The following is a 19,227-nucleotide window of genomic DNA, read 5'->3' on the forward strand; positions in this document are numbered from 1 at the left end:
TCTCCGTTGCCGGGCCGCTGGTGCCCGATCGACACCAGCGGCCCGTCGGTCCGCTCGATCAGCCCTTCACCGCGCCGGCGGTGAGCCCTTCGGTGAGGAAGCGCTGCCCGAAGGCGTACATGATCACCACGGGGATGCTGACGAGCAGCGACGCGGCGGCGAGCTGTCCTTGCGGCACCACGTCTCCGGCGATCATCGACTGCATCCCCACGGGGAGCGTCTTGTACTCGTCCTTCGTGATGAACACGAAGGCGAAGAGGAACTCGTTCCAGGCATTGGTCAGGGTGAAGAGCGCGACCGCCAGCAACCCTGGCTTGGCCAGCGGCAGCACCACCCGGCCGAACGCCTGGACGCGGGTGCAGCCGTCCACGAGCGCGGCCTCCTCCAACTCGATGGGGATCGACGAGAAATACCCCACCAGCAGCCAGGTGGCGAACGGAAGCGTGAAGGTCGGGTACGTCAGCACCAGGGACCACAGCGAGTCGGTGAGCCGTACGCCGATGAGCATCTGGTACAGCGGGATGAACAGCAGCGCGCCCGGCATCACATAGGTGAGCAGCACCGTGACGGTGAAGCCCTGCGCCCCCCGGAACCGCAGCCGGGCCAGCGCGTACCCCGCCAGTGCGGCGCAGACAAGTGCCACCGCGGTGGACGCCACGGACACCAGCAGGGTGTTGAGGTACCAGCGGCCGAACGGCTGGTTGTCGAACAGGGCGCCGAACTGCTCGAGCGTCCACGGCGTCGGCCACAGGTCGTCGGTACGCATGACGACCTGGCCCTCGGACTTGAAGGCCGTGACGGCGATCCAGTACAGCGGGCCCAGCACGAAGAAGAGCAACCCGGCCAGCGCGACCCAGGAACCCAGGCCCGACACCACTAACGACGACCGGCGACCACCTCGGGACTGGAGGGTCGAGACCACCCGGCCGACCGCCGCAGCGATCAGCAGGATCACCCCGAGGACCACCGCCGCCTTCCAGAAGATCTGCGGTGACGCCCAGGCCAGCAGACCGGTGACCAGCGCGGCGACGACCCACGGCAGGGCCTTGCGCACCGTCGGAGCCCACAGTTGTTTCCCGATCCACCGCGCTGTCCGGCGTCGCCCGGGCAGTTTGATGTTGGTGTCCTGACGCAGCAACCGGACCAGGACGAACACCAGCCCGCCGATGATCGGCAGCATGACGAGCGTGACCGCCGCGCCCGCGCCGTACTGGAGTTGCAGGATCGCCTTCGAGTAGGCGACGAGCACGTACGGCGCGGTCACGTCGCCCGGACCGCCCTGCGTCAGCAACCAGACGAGGTCGAAGTTGTTGAACGTCCAGATCGACGACAGGGTCACCGTCACCGTGATCACGTGGCGCAGTCCGGGCAGCGTCACGTTACGGAACCGCTGCCACGCCGAGGCGCCGTCGATGGTCGCCGCCTCGTACAGGTCCGCCGGGATCGCCTTCAACCCCGCCAGGAAACAGACGGTGAAGAACGGCACCCCCTTCCAGACGTTGACGAGGATGACCGACGGCATGGCCAGCGACGGGTCGGACAGCCAGCCCGCCGGCCAGCTGTCGACCAGGTGCGCGCTGGCCAGCAGCGGCCCGATCCCCGAGGCGGTGAGCAAGATGTTGACGCTGCCGAAGATCGGGTCGAGCAGCGCGCGCCAACTGAACGCCGTCACCACCGTCGGCACCACCCACGGCAGCAGGAGCAGCCCGGCGAGCACGGCCCGCCCGCGACGTCGATGGTGCAGCAGCAGGGCCGCGGCCAGCCCCAGCACGACCTTGAAGACCTCGGCGTACGCGGTGAAGACGAACGAGTTCACCACGCCGGTGTGGAACTGCTCGTCGCTGGCGAGGGCGAGGTAGTTGTCCAGGCCGACGAACACGGAGTCCTGCCCGTGCCGTTCCGTGGTGCTGGTGATGATCGATCGGACGATCGGCACGAGAACGAGACCGCCGACCAGCACGGCCATGGGTGCCAGGAACAGCGCCCCCAGCCGCCAGTCACGACCCAGCCGCCGCTGGGTCGCGGTGAGAGAGCCGGGTCCCGGCGGCCGGGAATTCGTCGCCGCCGGGACCCGCGCAGGACGGACCGACCTCACTGCGGCAGCCCCTGCTGGTTGAAGATCTGCACCATCTTCGCGTGGGCGGCCGTCACGGCCTGCGCCGGCGCCGCTCCCTGCACGACCTGCTGCATCATGTCGGTGAGGACGTAGGCCGACCCCACCGCCTGCTGGCCCGCGCTGGCCTTCTGCGGGAAGGCCAGGCCGTTCTTCGTGTTCAGCGGCAGCTTCAGTTCGGTGATCCTGCGCAGCATGGGGAACGCCGGGTCGCCGCTGGTGAAGAACGGGTCGGCGTCCCAGACCTTCTGCCAGGCGGGCAGCACCAGGCCGGGCGCTTCCTTCGCCACCCCGAGCAGCGCGGGAGCGCTGACCAGGTACTGCGCCAGGAGCTTGGCGAGCGCCGGATTCTTGGCACCCTTGAAGACGACGAAGCCCTGCGACTGGCCGAGCAGCAGCGGATTGTCGGTCGCCGGCCCGATGCAGTCGGAGAACACGTGGGTGTTCGCGTGCACCGGGTTCTTCTTGGTCCGGGAGTCCGCGTAGACGCTGAACTGGTTGCGGGTGTAACCGAGGACCCCGGCGAGCCAGTTCTCGTTGTTGCTGGTGTCGGTCCAGCTGGCCACCCCGGGCGGCAACATCCGCTTGTACCTGGCATTGGTGTAGATGTCGCCCAGGAAGGTGACTGCCTGCACTGTCTCGGGGGAGTCGAACGTGACCTTCCGGCCGTCATTGGCGGCGATCGACCCGCCGTAGGCGTTGATCAGTGCCTCGATCATGCCGTTGCCGTCACCGGACCGGTTCACCGTCATGCCCCAGCCGAACCGGCGCTTGGCCGGATCGGAGATCTCCAGGCACAGGTCTCGCAACTCCTCCCAGCTGTAGATGTCCTTGGGGGAGATGCCCTTGTCCTGCATCCAGTCCTTGCGCAGGAACGAACCGATCCCGATGAAGTGGTACGGGATGGCGAACCACCTACCGTCGAAGACGCAGAAGTTCTTGGCCTCGGCGCAGGGTTCGCCGTACTTCGCGGTCAGCGCCTGGACGACGTCCGTCACGTCCTCCAGGTCGCCCAGCGCCTGGAACTGCGCGACGAACCGGGAGTCGGTCATGAACGCCAGGTCACGCGCGACCCCGCCCTTGACCTCGGCGTCGATCTTCGCCACCACGTCGCCGGCGTCGGCCTGGACCAGACTGTTCTCGATCTTCGTCCCGGTGCTGTCGGCGAACTTCTTGATCGAGCTGTCGAGAGCTTCGTTCGCCGCCGTCGAATACAACTTCTGCGACAGCATCCCCATCGAGGAGCCCTTCATCGCCGCCGCGGCGTCGATCAGCTCCTGCGGAACCTCCGGCTGCACCTTGCTTGGTGACTCGGAGGTGCCTCCACAGGCGGCCAGACCGGCCGCGCCGAGCACCCCCACCCCCATCCCGAGAAAGCCGCGCCGGGACCACGCCGGGTTGTCCTGCATGGACGTTCGCCTCCTTCGTTTTCGGCACCGCCGGACGCCGAAGAAGCTCATGGCGAACAGTGCGATGCTCGTGCTCCAAGGTGTGTCTCTGGTCGGCGACCGCGGGAGAGATGTCGCATGCCGCTCGCCGGGTGACGCGCCGAAGTGGAGGTGATCGGCGACCGGGCCGAGGAACTGGCGCTGACGTTCAGGTTCGGCCGGGCCACGGGACCACCACCGTTCGAGATTTCGAACTGAGTTCGAGATACCGCATCGAGTGGTCGCGACGCTAGAGCAGCATTCTGACGAGTGTCAATGTTTCGATGGTGTTTCGAACCGAAAGCGCGATGCTGGCTACCGAGCCTGAGCCCGGTAGCCCATCCGGGCGGACAGTGCGGCGGCACCCTCACGAACCAGCCCGGTCCACCGCACCTGCGCCTGGGGCGTCCAGCGGATGATCGGCGCGGACAGGCTCATCCCGGCGATGGTCGTACCGGAATGATCTCGGATGGCCGCGGCGACGCAGCGCATGGCGCTGTCCGACTCGCCGACGTCGACCGCCACGCTCTCCGCCCGGACCTGGTCGAGGTGGACGCGGAGGCGGTCCGGGTCGGTGATGCTGTCCGGCGTCATGCCCGGCAGGTCACCCTTCAGGACTTCGTCCAGAGCCGCCTGGTCGAGGCCCGACAGCAGGATCTTGCCGACCGCCGTGCAGTGCGCCGGCAGCCGCCGCCCGACCGCGGAGACCATCCGGACCGGGTGCGTGCTGTCGAACTTGACGAGGTAGATGACATTGGCGCCGTCGAGCACGGCCACGTGAACCGCCTCGTCGCACGCGGCGGCCACGTCCCGCGCGACGCACTGCGCCTCGCGGACCAGGTCAAGGCGGCCGGAGAACGCCGCGCCGAGCTGAAAAAGCGGCATGCCGAGCCGATACTGCACCGGCTGGCCCGGGACGGAGATCAGGTACGAACGGGCCTCGAGCGTGACGAGCAGCTCGTGGACGGTGGTGCGGGGCAGGTCGAGCCGCTCCATCACCTGGCGGGCCGACAGTTGGGGATGGTCCAGGAACAGTTCGAGGATGTCGAGTGCGCGGATGACCGCCGATACCACACGGGGCATGTCGATAGTCCCTTCGAAATGCCGGACTCGTGTCAACGCGCCGCACGCGGACGAGCACCTGACGAGGATAACTGCGTCAGCCCCGGCACGGGACGCGGCGACGAGCGTGCTGCCCGCCACCGACGGCGCGTGACGTCCTGGCCGGCGCTCGCGATCATCGCGCCGGCTGGCCTGTTCATCGAGTGGGACTACTGGTCCTTCGTGCCGGATCTGATCGACCCGAAGCAGTACCGGATCCAGCTCTCCTGGTTCCTCCGCCTTCCGCCGGTCCGATTCATCGGGCGGCGCGGCTCTCGCCTACCTGCGGTGGACTTCGGACCGGCGCTCGTGGCGACGCCGGATCGGGGGTCGCCGCCAGTGTGGTCGCCTTCTTCGGCGGTCTGGTGGCTGCCGCCGCGCCGTTCATCGTCACCTGGCTGGCGTCCGGCAGCGAGTAGGCCTAACCTCAGCCGCCGATCAGCACCTCTCCGAAGTCGTGGCGGGCGTAGATCAGCATCGCTCGTCAGGGCGGGGGCGGACATCAACCCGGGCGCAGGTGGTCGGGTAGCCTGAGGCGCAGAGGGCCGTTAGCTCAATGGCAGAGCTGAGGACTTTTAATCCTTAGGTTCTGGGTTCGAGTCCCAGGCGGCCTACCACGGCAGGTGAGCTGGGAAAACGCAGGCGTCTCCGGTGACAGGGCGTGTTCATGCCATGACGGTCGCGCGCCAGACCGCACGGCCCGAAACGACCGAGTACGCCTGGCCGTTCGCAACGAGCGAGGGGTCCCAGCCGCGCGCAGGCGGCTCGGACCCCTTCCGCAGTCAGCACGACGGCTGCCCTCCGGCTCGATATCGCCGGAGCGCCGGCGGTTGGCTGGTCACAGGAACTCGCTGCGGTAGGCCGAGGCCAGCTCGACAGAGCGGCGGCGGCGTTCGGCGAGTTCGTCCGGTGAGAGCTGCGGCGGCGGTGCGTCCTTGCCCGCGACGACGTCGCCGATGCGGGTGAAGTACTCGTCCTGCCCGGCCGGGGTGCACATGCAGAGCATGTGGGCCGGCGCACCGGAGGTGTTGCGGAAGTTGTGCGGCGCGTTGGCCGGGATGTTGATCGTGGAGCCGGCCCGCACGACGTGCTTCTCGCCGCGGAAGGTGAACTCGATCTCGCCCTCGAGGATCGTGAACATCTCCTCGAAGTCGTGCCGGTGCGGCGGCGGGCCGCCGCCGTCGGGGATGCGCATGTCGATCAGGCAGTACGCGCCGTTGGTCTGTTCGCCCGTGATCAACATGCCGTAGGTGTTGCCCACCAGGGAGATGTAGGTCGTGTCGGGATCGTCGGGGTTCGCCACGGTCAGCGAGCGGGTGGGATCGTCGTCGGGAATCATCGTCGTCGTCTCCTGGGTGTGTGCGGACGGTTGGTTCGATCGGCGCGGCGACGGCGGGTACCCGGAGGCAACTCGACAGGGCCGCCACCCCCGCGGACGGATGGCTGCGCCCCTGCTCCAGCCGGCGTACGTAGTCCGCGGACATCCCCGCCAGCTCGCCGAGCTCCTCCCGCCGCAACCCCCGCACCCGCCGACGCCCGATCGGCAGCCCGACAGCCGCAGGCGCCCTACTCTCTAGCAACTGGCGCACCGGGGTACCGAACTCGTGACGCTCCACGGCCCAATTGTGCCCGGCCGGTCCGGGCAATGCGGCTCCTCTCACCCTTGGTCGACTCGGGATGCCGAAAAGCGGGCTGTCCTGCCTGCGGTGACACCGCGACCTTCCGGAAGCCGAGTGGATCAAGCCGCGCGGCCGTGGATCAAGCCGCGCGGCCGTGGATCAAGCCGCGCGGCCGTGGATCAAGCCGCGCGGCCGTGGATCAAGCCGCGCGGCCGTGGATCAATCCCGCGCGGCCGTGGATCAAGCCGCGGGGCTGCCGGCGATGCGCGGATCGGGAGTTCGTCGCCCGCGAGGGCGGCGTGGGCGATTGAGCGGCCGCTGGGCGGGTACGGGGTCGAGCATGCGGATCGTGGTGGTGGGTGCGAGCGGCAATGTCGGCACGGCGGTGCTGCGGCGGCTGCGCCAGGAGCGGAACGTGGAACTGGCCGGGGTGGTCCGGCGGTTGCCCGGCCCGGATGCCGGTGAGCCGTACGACCAGGTCCAATGGCACTCCTGCGACATTGGCGCCCCGGGCGCGGCGGGGCAGCTCGCCGAGGTGTTCGCGGGTGCGGACGCGGTGGTGCACCTGGCCTGGCAGATCCAGCCCAGCCACGATCAGCGGGTGCTGCGACGGACCAACGTCGAGGGCAGCCGGGCGGTGTTCGACGCGGTGGTCCGGGCCGGTGTGCCGGCGTTGGTGTACGCCTCGTCGGTCGGCACCTACGCCTCGGGCCCGAAGGACCACCCGATCAGTGAGCGGTGGCCGGCCACCGGAGTGCCCGGTTCGTCGTACAGCGAGCACAAGGCCGAGGTGGAGGCGGCGCTGAACCGGATCGAGCGAGATCACCCGACGCTGCGGGTGGTGCGGATGCGACCCGGGCTGATTTTCCAGCGGGCCGCCGGTGCGGAGATCACCCGCTATTTTCTCGGCCCGCTGGCGCCGGTGCGGCTGTTGCGTTTCGGTCGGATCCCGCTGGTCCCGACGAACCGCCGGTTGCGGATGCAGGCGGTGCACGCCGACGACGTGGCCGACGCGTACGCCCGGGCGGTCATGAGTGACGTGCGCGGCGCTTTCAACGTCGCTGCGGACCCGGTGCTCACCCCGGAGCTGGTGGCTCGGCACTTCCACGGTTGGACGGTGCCGGTCGCCGCGCCGGTGCTGCGGGCCGCGGCGGCGCTGACCTGGAGGGCGCGGCTGCAACCGGTGGACGCGGGCTGGGTGGAACTGGGTCTGAACGCCCCGCTGATGTCCAGCGAGCGCGCGGAGACCGAGCTGGGCTGGCAGCCCAAGATCAGTGCGCTGACGGCGCTCAAGGAACTCTTCGCCGGGATGGCCGACGGCGACCACACGCCGAGCCCACCGATGTCCGGCGCACGGGACCTGCCCGGCCGCCCCGCCGCTCTCCTGCACGCCCGCCCGCCCGGCGCGGGGAACCCCTACTGACCTCCTCCGGTCAGGAGAGCTTGGAGTTGGTCACCGTGGGGTTCTGGGCGCCCAGGAAGAAGATGCCGGGGAAGCCTCGGGTCTCGAATTGTCCGCTGGGGTTGCGGCGCAGGGTCGAGCCTTCGATCCGCATCGTGCCGGTGCGGTTGTTGCTGACGAAGAAGACCGCGCCGCCGCCCTCGTTGGCCTTGTTGTTCTCGATGATCGTGCCGGCGATCCGTACGGTGAACTCGTTGCCGTCGCAGTAGATCGCGCCGCCGCTGCCGCCGCCGGGCGTGCCGGACTTGGCCGGGTTGGCGCCGCTGCCGATCGCCTCGTTGTGGCTGAGCACGCTGTTCAGCACCACCCAGGACACGCCGATGCTGCTCAACGCGCCCCCGTTCGAGCAGGAGCCGCCCTGGCCGGACGCGCCGCCGAAGGTGCTGCTCACGACGTACACCGGCTTGTTCTCGAACTGGCTGAGCACCCGGATGGCCGCGCCGCCCAGGTCGGGGCCGTTGCGGTCGCAGCGGTTGCGGACGAAGCGCGAGTTGACCACCTTGAACCGCCCGCCGCGAACGAAGATCGCCCCACCGCCGCCGCCCTCGGCCTTCTCGGCTGTGGAGTTGCCGTCGGCAAAGGTGAGGTTCTGCACGGTGAGCTGCGGGTGGTCCTGGTTCTGGCAGTGCGCGGTGGTGAAGCCCTGGGCCTCGTCGCAGGTGTTCATATAGAGGATGCGGCGCTGCCCCTGGCCGCTCAGGGTGACCTTGCCGCCGCCGTCCAGCACGATCTTCGGCCCGTTGGCGTTGCGGACCTTCGCGGTGGCGGTCATCTTGATCGTCAGCGGGGCAGGTCCGCAGTTGAACGTGATGACACCGCCGGCAGCGACGGCCTTCACGACCGCCGCGGAGGTGCAGCTCGCCGGGGTGCCGGTGCCGATGGTCCGGGTCGGCTTCGAGGCGTCCACCGCCCGTGCCTCGGCCGGCACGGTGGCCCTGCCGTTCGGGTTGCCGGCCGCGAGCACCTTCGCGGCGGGCTTCGGGCTCGCGCTGGCCCCCGGGCCGCCGAGACCGTCGCGGGTCTGCGGTGCCTCGGTCGGGGCCGTGGTTGGCGTGGCCACCGGCGAGGCGGACGCGCCGGGTTCGAAGGCGGGGGCCGGCTCGGTGGGCGCGCAGGCGGGCAGGGTCGCGGTGGCGACACCGAGGACGAGTAGAGCGGCAAGCGACATCATGCGCACCCCGTGATGCTAGGAGTCGCACCGGCGTCGCGACGAATCCACCGTGCGGGATTAATGCCTGGTTAAGGCGGGGCCGGCGGTCAGGCGTGGGAGAGAACGAACGCGGTCAGGAAACCGGCGACCGTGATGAGACCGACAAGCAGGTGGGCGTTCTCGAACGCCTCCGGGACCATGGTGTCGGTGATCATGGCGAGGATCGCTCCGGCCGCCAGCGCCGTGATTGCGGCCAGCACCTCCGGCGGCGCACCGCCCAGCAACGTGTTGCCCAGCAGCGCGGCCACCCCGCTGATCAGCGCGATCCCGTTCCAGAGCGGGAAGACGTAGCGCCGGGGCGACAAACCCGGTTGTGCGGAAGGCTCAGAAGTCGGCGAAGACGTACGGCACCCGGCGCGGGAAGATGCTGCGCAGCTCCGCGGCGGCGTCCACCGGCACCACACCGAGGTCCCGCAACGGCAGCTCGGCCGGATCCAGCACCCCGTACGCCAGGGCGGAGAGCCCGGCCGCCGTGAGGGTGGCGGCCGGCGCGCGGCCGGCGGTGTCGGCGGTCAGCTCCAGCGCACCGCTGGTGCCGTCCAGCAGATGGGTGCCGGCCAGCCAGCGGTCCCCGGTCAGCTCGACCCGCACCCGACCGGGACCGGCCGGCAGCCCGCTCAACGCGTCAAGCGACAACAGCCGGGCCATCGGGGCGGACGAGCCCGGCACGGCGATGCGTGCCTCGACGTGCATGTCCAGGTCGGTCAACCACAGCTCGGGCAACTCGTCGGGCGGAACCTGAACGGTGACCCGCTCGACCTGGTCGACGTGCCGGGCGAAGAACTGCAACAGCAACACGCGCGCGAGCGGATCGCTGACCAGCAGTTCGTTGCCGTGCAGTGTGCCGCCGTGCTCGTCGATCCGGTAGGTCACCGCGCCGGTGACCTCACCGTCGACGCGCGCGGTGAGCAGCCAGTACTCGTCGCGGTCGCGCATCCCGTCCGCCCGGTAGTCCGGGAAGAGCGCGAAGCCGTGCCGTTCCCGCAGGCAGCGCTCGGTGAACGCGCGCCACGCCGGATAGCCCGCGGCGACGCGCTCCCACCCCACCTCGCCGGGCAGGTCCACGCGCAGCAGCGAGCCCAGGTGGGCCGGGGCGAAGGTGGCCCTGCGCGCCTTGGGCAACCCGACGTAGCCGAACCGGGCGTAGAAGCTGGGCCGGAACGGGTAGAGCGCGCTGAGGGAGTGCCCCTCGTCGCGTACCTCGTCGAGAAGTTGGTGCAGCAGCACCCGTACGTGTCCCTGCCGGCGGGCCAGCGGGTGGGTGGCGACCCCGGCGACGCCCGCCATCGGCAACACCGCCCCGCGCAGGTTCTGTCGCATCGGGATGGACGAGACGGCGGCCAGCGTGATGCCGCCCTCCTCGGCGACAAGCGTCCGGTTGCCCTGGTTGTAGGGCAGGTAGTCGCGGAACTCCTCGGTCCGGGAAGCACTGAGCGGCGACGACTCGAAGGCGTACGCGGCCAGCGGGAAGCTGGTGGTGAGACGCTCGTCGGCGGCCACTCGGCGGATGGTCATCCGCCCATCTCAACCTGCCGTGCTGGCCCCGGCAACCGAATTGGCGGTATCCGCCCCGGTCATCCGACCGGGAGGTGCCGCAGGTGCCGGCGGCGGCGCAGGCGGACGCTGACCACGGCGGCCACGCCGACGACCAGCAGGGCGGTGACGACGAGCCCGTGCAGCACACCACGGGAGAGGTAACCCTGGTCGGTGTGGTCCACCGCCCAGGTGGCGATCTCCCGGGTCGACCAGAACGGTGTCAACTTCGCCCCGGAGCCGGCCGGGTCGATCAACATCTGCACCGTGACCACGGTGAGCAGCAGCAGCGTCCCCTCCATCTCGCGGGGCAGCAGCGCGCCGACCAGCATCCCGAACGGCGCCGCCACCGCGACGGAGCAGAGCAGCGCGGCGGCCAGGCCGCCGTACCGCAGGTCCGCGCCGTCGATCATGGGAAGCAGGAAGAACGGTACGGAGATGATCAGCCCCACCGTCCACAGGCCGAGCACCCGGCCGAGGTAGAGGTGGTGCGGACGATAACCGGCCAGCCGCAGTCTCGGCTCCAGCTCACGAGCCGCGGTGGTGGCGAACAGCGCGGCGGTGCTCACCGCCCAACCCACGCCGAGGAGCAGCGACCGGACCGACTGCCCGAGGTAGGCGTCCCGTCGGATCAGGTAGAAGGTCAACGGCATCAACAACAACAGCAGGAGTACGCCCCGACGCCGCAGCAACTCCCGCAGGGTCATCTCGGCGACGACGACGAGCCGGTTCACCGGTGGCCTCCCTGGACACCTGGCGCGTGCCACCCGGTCACCTGTGCCGGGGTCAGGTCGAGCACGATGTCCACCTGGTCGAGTTGGTTGAGCAGGTGGGTCACCACGACGATCGCCGCGCCGGCGTCGCGCAGCCGGTTGAGCTGGTCCCAGAAGTTGACGTAGGTGCCCTGGTCGAAGCCCTGGTACGGCTCGTCGAGCAACAGCACGTCCGGGGCGCTGAGGGTGGACATGGTCAGGTTGAGCTTCTGCCGGGTGCCGCCGGACAGGTGGCGGGCCTGCACATCCCCGCCCGCCTCCCAACCGAGCTGCCGAGCCGCCGCCCGACCGGCCCGGCGGGCCGGCCCTCGGGCCACGCCCTGACCTGCGCCGACAAGCACGAAGTGCTCGTCGGCGAGCAGAAAGTCGGCGGTGCCGCCGGACTGTGGGCAGTAGCCGAGCCGCCCGGAGACGGTCACCGCACCGGCGTCGGGCGACATCAGCCCGGCGCAGATCCGCAGGAAGGTGCTCTTGCCGCAGCCGTTCGCGCCGACGACGGCGGCGATCTGTCCGGCCCGGACGGTGAGCGTGGCGTCGCGCAGCACCGCTCGCCGCCCGTATCGCTTGGTGATGCCCTCCGCGTGCAGCCGGACCTGCCCGGGACGCGGTCCGGGCGCGGTGCCGATGCTCTCCACGACCGCTCCCGCGTACTGCTGGGGTGGACCGAAGACGACCCAGGGGTCGCCACCACCCTCGCGCAGGTGCGTGGCCGCCTCGGCGACCACGTGCCGGGCGGCGTCCGCCGCGACCCGGCGCTGGTGCAGCTCGGTGGTGAGCGTGCGCAGCCAATCGTCGGCGTTCACCGGGTGACCCCCTTCGTGACGATGTCGTTCACCGGCTGGACGAAGGTGAGCCAGGCGCTGCCGCCCGCGCGGAGTGCCGCGTACCCGTCGTCGGTGAGCCGGTAGTACTTACGGGCCGGCCCGGCGCTGCCCTCCCGCCACTGCGCGGTCACCAGGCCGGTCTTCTGCAGGCGCAGCAGCACGGGATAGAGCGTGCCGCCCTGGATGGGCCCGACGCCCGCGGCGTCGAGCGCCTGGGCGAGCTGGTAGCCGTAGGACTCGCGGTCGGACAGCAGGGCCAGCACGCAGATGTCGAGCACCCCTCGCAGCCACTGCCCGCGCCGGTCGGAATCCACGCGTTGGACAGTAGCGGCGCAACCTAGATGGCACAACCACCTACTGCGGCCGGCGGAACCCGAACCGGTTGGTTCGGGCGAGCCGCCGGGGGAGGCGTACCGGTCAGCGGGCGACGACGTCGGAGACCACGACTGTCACGTTGTCCGGTGCGCCAGCGTGGTGGGCGAGCTTCACCAACTGCTCACCACACTGCTGGCGGTCGGCGTACATGCCGAGCGCCGCCGCGATGGCGTCGTCCTCGACGTAGTCGGAGAGCCCGTCGCTGCACAGCAGCAGCCGGTCGCCGGGGGTCACGGTGAGCACCCCGATCGCGGGTGGGGTGTCGGCGCCCTGCACGGCCCGGGTCACCAGGGACCGCTGTGGGTGGTGGCGGGCCTGCTCCGGGGCGAGGGTGCCCTGGTCGACCAGGGCCTGGACGAACGTGTCGTCCCGGGTGAGCTGGGTCAGCTCGCCGTCGCGCAAGAGGTAGCAGCGGGAGTCGCCGACCTGGGCCAAGACCAGCGTCTCGCCGGCCAGCAGCGCCGCGGTGAGCGTGGTGCCCATCCCGTCGCGGCTCGGGTCGACGGTGATGGCGGCGTGGATGCGCTGGTTGGCGGTGCTGACCACGGCACGCAGGGCGTCGGCGGCACCGTCGGGATCTGTGGGCGGGGCCAGCTCGTCCAGGATCCGGATCACGATCTCGCTCGCCACCTCGCCCGCGGGCAGCCCGCCCATGCCGTCGGCGACGGCGATCAGGCGGTCACCGGCGAGGGCGGAGTCCTCGTTGTTGGTGCGGACCAGGCCGATGTCGTTGAGGATGACCGAGCGGAGGATCAGCGTCATGGGGTCAAGCTTGCCAAGAACACCCCGCCTTCGTCTCTACGGCTCCTGCGTGCGTCGAGAAATGATTGCGATTTTCGTCGACGGACCCGACGGACCCGACGGAGCGTGACCGGTCGGCCGGGCCTCAGTGCCGCGGATAGCGCAGCAGGAGGCTGGCGGCGACCTCCTCGTCACCCACCGCCGCGTAGCTGTGCGGCACGTCGGACACCCAGCGGAGGTGACCGCCGGCCGGCACGGTCAGCGGCGCGTCGGCCGGGCCGGCGCGCAGCATCCCGGCGAAGACGGTGATGTGCTCGGTGACCCCCGGCTGGTGGGCGGGGGAGAGCTGCGCCGGGCCGGGCGCGACCCGCATCCGGTACAGCTCGTAGGTCGCGTCGGTGTCCGTGAACACCTCCAGCAGGGTGGCGGTGACCGCGGTGCCCTGCGCGGTGGGGCCGGCCCCGGCGGTCGACTCAGCCAGCAGGGCGGTGAGCGGCACGCCGAGTTGCGCGGTGACCGCCCAGAGCGTCTCCAGGGTCGGATTGCGGGTGCCGCGCTCCAGGCCGGAGAGGGTGGCCTTTCCGACGCCGGCGAGCCGGGCCAGTGTGGACAGCGAGATTCCCCGCTCCTCGCGCAGGGCACGGACCCGGCGGCCGACGACGGTGGGATCCACGTCGAGGCCCGGACGGCGGGCTGGTGGCGGCTGCGGCACCCGACTATCGTGCTACACACTGTCGTTCCGCAAACGGAACACCCCGGGAGGGTGGCATGGCCGGACGCGTCCAACCGGTGTTGGCCGGCGTGGTGACCGCCCTGGTCGGCTTCGCCAGCTCGTTCACCGTCGTGCTGGCCGGGCTCCGTGCCGCCGGCGCGTCGGACGAGCAGGCCGCCTCCGGCCTGCTCGCCCTCTGCGTGGCCTGCGGGCTCGCCGCCGCCTGGCTGGGCTGGCGGCACCGGATACCGATGAGCGTGGCCTGGTCCACACCGGGCGCGGCGCTGCTGGTGGCCACCGGAGCGCCGCCGGGCGGTTGGCCGGTCGCGGTGGGCGCCTTCCTCGTCTCCGGTGTGCTGATCGTGGCGGCCGGGCTGTTTCCGCCACTCGGCCGTGCGGTGGCCGCCATCCCCAAGCCGGTGGCCGGCGCGATGCTCGCCGGGGTGCTGCTCCCGTTGTGCACCGCCCCGGTGCGCGCACTCGTGGAGTTGCCGGTGGTGGCGGGTCCGGTGGTGGTCGGCTGGCTGCTGCTGCACCGGTTCGCCCGCCGCTGGGCGGTGCCCGGTGCGTTGCTGGTGGCGGTGGTCGCGATCGCTCTCACCGCGCCGCCGACCGGCCTGACCGGTGCCTCGCTGGCCCCGTCGATCACCGTGACCGTGCCGGCCTGGGACGCGTCCGCGCTTGTCGGCCTCGCCCTACCGCTGTTCCTGGTCACCATGGCCGCTCAGAACGTGCCCGGCATGGCGGTGCTGGTCGGCTACGGCTACCGGCCGCCGTTCGGCTCCGCGCTGCGGGCCACCGGCCTGGCCAGTCTGCTTGCCGCCCCGGCCGGCGGGCACGCGGTGAACCTCGCGGCGATCACCGCCGCGCTGGCCGCCGGCCCGGACGCCCATCCGGATCCGGAGCGACGATGGGTCGCCTCGGTCACCGCCGGTGCCGGCCTGGCCCTGCTCGGTCTGGGCGCTGGCGTGGCGACCGCGCTGGTCGCGGTCGCCCCGCCGATCCTCATCGAGGCGGTCGCCGGGCTGGCCCTACTGGGTGCCCTCGCCAGCGCGCTCGCCGCGGCGGTGACCGACCCGGCGACCCGGGAGGCCGCCGTGGTCACCTTCGTGGTGACCGCCTCCGGGGTGACCCTGATCGGCGTGGGCGGGGCGTTCTGGGGTCTGGTCGCGGGCTGCCTGATGCTGCTGCTCTTCCACCGCCGCCGACCCGCTGCGCCCGCGCCGGACCAGCTCACCCCTGCCGCGCCGGACCAGCTCACCCCTGCCGCGCCGGAAAGATCCACTCGGGTGTCCTGAAGTTGGGCGGTCCCGAGGCTCCGGACGCCCCGATTTCCGTGAACCCGAGTCGATCAGGGCGGTGGGGTCACTCCTCGGGCGGCAGGTCCGCCACGCCCACGGCGAGGAGGACCCGGCCGTCGGCCACCGACCCGATCCGGTCGGCCGGTACGTAGACCGCGCCCGTGCGGGTCAGCTCGGTCGAGACCTTCAGGTAACCGCTGTGCAGCAGCCGCGCCGCCAGATCGGCGGGAACATCCGGCTCCTCGACCGCGGTCGCCTCGATCAGCTCGTCCAGGCTACTGCCCGGGTCGGCATTCGGTGTCTGGACGGTCACCGCGTTCGGGTCACCCCGCTGGACGAGGTCCACGGTCCCGACCTCGGTGCCGGCTGAGTCGATCACCGGCATCCCGGTGGTGATCCGCGCGATGGTCGCCTGCTGCTCGTCCTGCTGGTCCATCCCATTGCGGTTCCCGGGGCGGTACGCCGCTAAACGCCGCCGCCCGCCCGCCCGCCGCCCGCCCGCCGCCCGCCCCTCGCGCGCCGCCCGCGCGCTGCCCGCGCGCTGCCCGCCCCTCGCGCGCCGCCCGCCCGCGACCCGACGCGCGGCCGCAGCCCCGGCGTGGGTCGGAACCGTGTCCCAGAGCAGCGGCTCGCAGCCGACAGGTCCGGCGCCGATGGCGAGAGGCGACAGGTCGGAGGTGCTCAGCCGTTCGGGAGGGTCCAGCCGCCGGGCGGGCGGGGGGACAGCTCCCGCCAGGTGTCCGGACCGTCGAGAAGCGCCCGGACGGTGTCCTCTGCCTCGTCCGCACTGCCGTACTCGTAGAACCGGGAGATGCCCTCGGCCCCGCCGGCCCGCTGCTCGACGTGCCACCGGTCGGCGTCCACCCGGAGGAAGACGTCCCGTCGGGCCAGCCGCCCCCATTTCCCGTTCCACCAGTGCTTACGCTGCTCCATGGCGGGACTCTATCGAACACACGTACGAGAAGGTGCGGCCCCTGCGGGAATCCCGCAGGGGCCGATGTGCATCCGTTTGGTGTCAGCGCTGCGTCGGCGGCTCCGGGCGGCGGCCCAGCACGTCGTCCAGCGCCCCGCGCTGCTGACCGGGGGTGGTGTGGCCGGCGGAGACCAGCGCGTCCCGGATCTCGGTGAGCAGCTTGACCTCCTCGCTCGGTGCCGCCGGCGGCGGCTCCTCGCCCCGACGCCGCCGCTCGGCCAGCTTGTTCATCGGGTACACCACGAGGAAGTAGAGCGCGGCCGCGGTGAGCAGGAAGGTGATCAACGCGTTGACGAAGCTGATCCAGTCGAAGTCGACGCCCCGGATCGTCCAGACGGCTCCCTCCAGGCCGTTGTCCTTGCCGGTGATCAGCAGAACGAAGAGCGTGATGAGCGGTTTGAGGAACGCGTTCGTCAGCGACGTGACCACCGACGTGAACGCGGCGCCGATGACGACACCGACCGCTAGGTCGACGACGTTGCCGCGCATGATGAAGTCTTTGAAGCCCTTGAGCATTCGTACTCCCGAGGTGTCCGCTTTTCTGTCGGGCACAACCTATGCCCGTTCGGCGGGTTCCAGAAAAGCGCCGGCTTCGAACGCCGCCCGGCCCGGATCGCCGGCCCGGATCGCCTCGACCAACCGGGTGTGGTCGACGTAGCGCTCGGACGTGAGCGCGCCCCCCATCGCCTGGGCGACCGTGCTGCGCAGGGCGGTGCCGACCGAGGCGTACAACTCGGCGAGCATGGCGTTGTGCGCGGCGGCGACCACCGCGACGTGCAGGGCCGCGTCGGCCTCGACGAACGCGTCGACCCGGCCACCGCGCCAGGCGGCCTCGCGTTCGGCGAGCACGCCGTCGAGCGCCGCCAGGTCCTCCGGGGTACGTCGCAGCGCGGCGAGCCGGGCGGCCTCCACCTCGAAGGCGCGCCGCACCTCGATGACCTCGGTCATCCGGTCGTCACTGAGGTGGCGGGCGACCACCGGTGCCAGCTCGTCGGTGGACACCACGTAGGTGCCGGAGCCCTGCCGGCATTCCAGCACCCCGGCGTGCACCAGGGCTCGGACGGCCTCCCGAACGGTGTTGCGCCCCACGCCCAGCGCGGCGACGAGCTGCGGCTCGGTGGGGATGCGCCCGCCGACGGGCCACTCGCCGCCGAGGATCCGGGCGCGGAGCTGCTCGATGGTCTGCCGGACCCGGTGGCCGCGAGGCGGCACGGCGGGCTGGCCGCGAGGCGGCACGGCGGGCTGGCCGAGGGGCGGCACCTGCGGTGCGGTGGGGGAATCGCCAGACGGTGGCACTGGTTACATCACCGGCCCATAATTCATCCCATGATTGTAGGTTAGCGGTCATGACCCCGCCACCCACCGCAGCGCCGGCGCCTCCCGCTCCCGTCCTCGTCGACCCACCCTCGACGCGTGACCCCGGCGCGGGCCGGCGGACGCACCCGGCGACCGGTGGCGCGCTCGTACTGGTCGGGATGCTGCTGGTCGCGCTCAACCTGCGCGCCGTGGTGACCAGCCTCGGCGCCCTGCTCGACGAGGTCCGCGACGGGCTGGGGCTCTCCGGCACCATGGCTGGTCTGGTCACCACCCTGCCGACCATCGCGTTCGCCGGACTCGGCGCGCTCACCCCGTGGCTGGTCCGCCGGGTGGCACCGGCCCGGGTGCTGGTGGTCGCCATGTTCGCCCTCGCCGCCGGTCAGGTGCTCCGGGCCACCACCGACTCGGCCTGGATCTTCGTGCTCACCAGCGCTCTGGCGCTGGCCGGCATCGCGGTCGCCAACATCCTGCTGCCGATGCTGGTCAAGCAACACTTCCCGGACCGGACCGGGCTGGTCACCGGGGCGTACACGATGGCGTTGACAGTCGGCACGACGGTGGCCGCGGCCTCCGCGGTGCCGATCGCGCACGCCTTCGGCTCGTGGCGGGCCGGGCTGGGCGTCTGGGCCGCGATGGCCGCGGTGGCCGTACTTCCGTGGGTGCCACTCGCGCTGCGGACCCGGGCGGGCGCGCGGCGCTCGACCCCGGCGGCGGCCGTCGCCGCGCCGGTGCGGGTCCGGCCGGCGCGGACCCGGCTCGGCTGGGCGATGGCCGTCTACTTCGGGGCACAGTCGCTCAGTGGGTACGCGATCATGGGCTGGCTGGCCCAGCTGTTCCGGGACGCCGGCTACCAGCCGGAGTCGGCCGGACTCCTGCTCGCCGGGGTGACCGCGCTCGGTGTGCCGATCGCGCTGCTGATGCCCACCCTGGCCGGCCGACTCGGCAGCCTGCGGCCGCTGGTGCTCGGGTTGACCACCGCGTCGGCGCTCGCCTACCTCGGGTTGGCGTTCGCCCCGCGCGGTGCCGCGCTGCTCTGGGTCGCCCTCCTGGCGATCGGCCAGGGCGCGTTCCCGATGATCCTGACCGCCATCGGTCTACGCGCCCGCACCGCCGAGGGGACGGTCGCGCTCTCCGCGTTCGCGCAGAGCACCGGGTACGTGATCGCCGCCCTCGGCCCGCTGATGGTCGGCATCCTCTACGAGGTCACCGGCGGCTGGACCGCGCCGCTCGGGTTCCTGCTGGGCGCGCTCGCCGTGCAGACGGCGGCGGGTATGGCGATCGCTCGTCCCCGCTACGTCGAGGACGAGTGACGAACGGCAGAGCTCAGGAGGAGGCCGGCGTCGGTTCGCCGGCGACTGCCTCGTCCACCGTCGGGTAGGTGTGCAGCACCTCGACCAGCCCGCTCACCTCGAGGATGCGCAGCACACCCCGCTGCGGGGCGGCCAGACGCACCACGCCGCCGGCCTCGTCGCAGCTGTTCTTGGCGCGGACGAAGACCGACAGACCCGTCGAGTCGCAGAACGAGACGTTCGCCAGGTCGAACACCAGCCGGTTGCGACCCTTGTCGAGCAGGTCGGTGATCTGGTCCTGCAACTGCGGTGCGGTGGCCATGTCCAGCTCGCCCGCGACCGACACGACGACCACGTCGCCGCGCTGTTCCGTGTGCACCGTCAAGGACATTTGCCAGACCTCCTGTTATCGGGGGAACGGTATCCCACGACCGGGGTCGTACGCAGGACGGGGAGC

At 71.3% G+C, this 19,227-nt stretch carries 20 protein-coding genes, 1 tRNA gene and 1 pseudogene; 4 read left to right on the forward strand and 18 right to left on the reverse strand.

Going from position 1 to position 19,227, the window contains the following annotated elements; all coding sequences use genetic code 11:
- Positions 1–58: 58 nt before the first annotated feature.
- From ACFYPM_RS00595 to ACFYPM_RS00605, 3 genes are all read right to left on the reverse strand, one after another.
- Positions 59–1,966 (reverse strand): ABC transporter permease subunit, encoded by a 1,908-nt coding sequence (locus ACFYPM_RS00595; RefSeq protein WP_387189707.1) that lies wholly within the window; start codon positions 1,964–1,966, stop codon positions 59–61.
- 125 nt (positions 1,967–2,091) lie between these two features.
- Positions 2,092–3,522 (reverse strand): extracellular solute-binding protein, encoded by a 1,431-nt coding sequence (locus tag ACFYPM_RS00600; RefSeq protein WP_387189709.1) that lies wholly within the window; start codon positions 3,520–3,522, stop codon positions 2,092–2,094.
- Between the two features lie 333 nt (positions 3,523–3,855).
- On the reverse strand, positions 3,856–4,623 hold the full coding sequence (locus ACFYPM_RS00605) for an IclR family transcriptional regulator (protein ID WP_387189711.1): 768 nt from the start codon (positions 4,621–4,623) through the stop codon (positions 3,856–3,858).
- A gap of 560 nt (positions 4,624–5,183) precedes the next feature.
- Between ACFYPM_RS00605 and ACFYPM_RS00610 the strand changes: the two genes are divergently transcribed.
- A tRNA-Lys gene (locus ACFYPM_RS00610) sits at positions 5,184–5,258 on the forward strand.
- A gap of 221 nt (positions 5,259–5,479) precedes the next feature.
- Here ACFYPM_RS00610 and ACFYPM_RS00615 read toward each other — a convergent pair.
- A complete protein-coding gene (locus ACFYPM_RS00615) occupies positions 5,480–5,980 on the reverse strand; it encodes a cupin domain-containing protein (protein ID WP_357243852.1) in 501 nt (166 codons plus the stop codon).
- Positions 5,981–6,040: 60 nt separating this feature from the next.
- Positions 6,041–6,257, reverse strand: a pseudogene (locus ACFYPM_RS00620) (helix-turn-helix domain-containing protein); the annotation flags it as partial.
- 343 nt (positions 6,258–6,600) lie between these two features.
- On the opposite strand from ACFYPM_RS00620, the gene ACFYPM_RS00625 reads away from it, so the two are divergent.
- Positions 6,601–7,683, forward strand: a complete 1,083-nt coding sequence (locus ACFYPM_RS00625; RefSeq protein ID WP_387189714.1) for an NAD-dependent epimerase/dehydratase family protein — start codon at positions 6,601–6,603, stop codon at positions 7,681–7,683.
- Between the two features lie 10 nt (positions 7,684–7,693).
- On the opposite strand, the gene ACFYPM_RS00630 is transcribed toward ACFYPM_RS00625, so the two are convergent.
- The 8 genes from ACFYPM_RS00630 to ACFYPM_RS00665 form a co-directional block, all read right to left on the reverse strand.
- Entirely contained in the window at positions 7,694–8,893 is a 1,200-nt protein-coding gene (locus ACFYPM_RS00630; RefSeq protein WP_387191395.1) for a hypothetical protein, read from the reverse strand.
- A gap of 86 nt (positions 8,894–8,979) precedes the next feature.
- The gene (locus tag ACFYPM_RS00635; protein WP_387189717.1) at positions 8,980–9,237 is read right to left on the reverse strand and encodes a hypothetical protein; all 258 of its coding nucleotides are present in this window, start codon (positions 9,235–9,237) and stop codon (positions 8,980–8,982) included.
- A gap of 19 nt (positions 9,238–9,256) precedes the next feature.
- A complete protein-coding gene (gene eis / locus ACFYPM_RS00640; RefSeq protein WP_387189719.1) occupies positions 9,257–10,447 on the reverse strand; it encodes an enhanced intracellular survival protein Eis in 1,191 nt (396 codons plus the stop codon).
- Positions 10,448–10,506: 59 nt separating this feature from the next.
- Positions 10,507–11,199: a hypothetical protein gene (locus ACFYPM_RS00645; RefSeq protein ID WP_387189721.1), complete on the reverse strand. Its 693-nt coding sequence runs from the start codon at positions 11,197–11,199 to the stop codon at positions 10,507–10,509.
- Entirely contained in the window at positions 11,196–12,041 is an 846-nt protein-coding gene (locus ACFYPM_RS00650) for an ATP-binding cassette domain-containing protein (protein ID WP_387189723.1), read from the reverse strand. Before ACFYPM_RS00650 ends, ACFYPM_RS00645 begins: the two co-directional genes overlap by 4 nt.
- Positions 12,038–12,376 carry a PadR family transcriptional regulator gene (locus ACFYPM_RS00655; RefSeq protein ID WP_179781709.1) on the reverse strand — a complete coding sequence of 113 codons (339 nt, stop codon included), beginning with the start codon at positions 12,374–12,376 and terminating at the stop codon, positions 12,038–12,040. The genes ACFYPM_RS00650 and ACFYPM_RS00655 overlap by 4 nt, the downstream gene beginning before the upstream one ends.
- A 103-nt stretch (positions 12,377–12,479) precedes the next feature.
- Positions 12,480–13,199: a protein phosphatase 2C domain-containing protein gene (locus ACFYPM_RS00660; RefSeq protein ID WP_357243871.1), complete on the reverse strand. Its 720-nt coding sequence runs from the start codon at positions 13,197–13,199 to the stop codon at positions 12,480–12,482.
- Between the two features lie 124 nt (positions 13,200–13,323).
- Positions 13,324–13,890, reverse strand: coding sequence for a helix-turn-helix domain-containing protein (locus ACFYPM_RS00665; RefSeq protein WP_387189726.1), 567 nt, complete (start codon positions 13,888–13,890; stop codon positions 13,324–13,326).
- A gap of 56 nt (positions 13,891–13,946) precedes the next feature.
- Between ACFYPM_RS00665 and ACFYPM_RS00670 the strand changes: the two genes are divergently transcribed.
- Positions 13,947–15,188: a benzoate/H(+) symporter BenE family transporter gene (locus ACFYPM_RS00670; protein WP_387189728.1), complete on the forward strand. Its 1,242-nt coding sequence runs from the start codon at positions 13,947–13,949 to the stop codon at positions 15,186–15,188.
- Between the two features lie 67 nt (positions 15,189–15,255).
- Here the strand turns inward: ACFYPM_RS00670 and ACFYPM_RS00675 are convergent, their stop codons facing one another.
- The 4 genes from ACFYPM_RS00675 to ACFYPM_RS00690 all read right to left on the reverse strand — a co-directional run bounded on the left by ACFYPM_RS00675 (position 15,256) and on the right by ACFYPM_RS00690 (position 17,400).
- Positions 15,256–15,627, reverse strand: a complete 372-nt coding sequence (locus ACFYPM_RS00675) for a hypothetical protein (RefSeq protein WP_357243880.1) — start codon at positions 15,625–15,627, stop codon at positions 15,256–15,258.
- A 245-nt stretch (positions 15,628–15,872) separates the two neighbouring features.
- On the reverse strand, positions 15,873–16,124 hold the full coding sequence (locus ACFYPM_RS00680; RefSeq protein ID WP_238678688.1) for a hypothetical protein: 252 nt from the start codon (positions 16,122–16,124) through the stop codon (positions 15,873–15,875).
- Positions 16,125–16,206: 82 nt separating this feature from the next.
- On the reverse strand, positions 16,207–16,680 hold the full coding sequence (mscL, locus tag ACFYPM_RS00685; RefSeq protein WP_357373373.1) for a large conductance mechanosensitive channel protein MscL: 474 nt from the start codon (positions 16,678–16,680) through the stop codon (positions 16,207–16,209).
- A gap of 39 nt (positions 16,681–16,719) precedes the next feature.
- Positions 16,720–17,400 carry a FadR/GntR family transcriptional regulator gene (locus ACFYPM_RS00690; protein WP_387191396.1) on the reverse strand — a complete coding sequence of 227 codons (681 nt, stop codon included), beginning with the start codon at positions 17,398–17,400 and terminating at the stop codon, positions 16,720–16,722.
- A gap of 110 nt (positions 17,401–17,510) precedes the next feature.
- Between ACFYPM_RS00690 and ACFYPM_RS00695 the strand changes: the two genes are divergently transcribed.
- Entirely contained in the window at positions 17,511–18,791 is a 1,281-nt protein-coding gene (locus ACFYPM_RS00695) for an MFS transporter (RefSeq protein ID WP_387189731.1), read from the forward strand.
- A gap of 13 nt (positions 18,792–18,804) precedes the next feature.
- On the opposite strand, the gene ACFYPM_RS00700 is transcribed toward ACFYPM_RS00695, so the two are convergent.
- Positions 18,805–19,161 (reverse strand): STAS domain-containing protein, encoded by a 357-nt coding sequence (locus tag ACFYPM_RS00700; protein WP_151492618.1) that lies wholly within the window; start codon positions 19,159–19,161, stop codon positions 18,805–18,807.
- Positions 19,162–19,227: the final 66 nt, after the last annotated feature.

It is taken from the genome of Micromonospora sp. NPDC005203 (assembly GCF_042872705.1).
Classification (GTDB): domain Bacteria; phylum Actinomycetota; class Actinomycetes; order Mycobacteriales; family Micromonosporaceae; genus Micromonospora.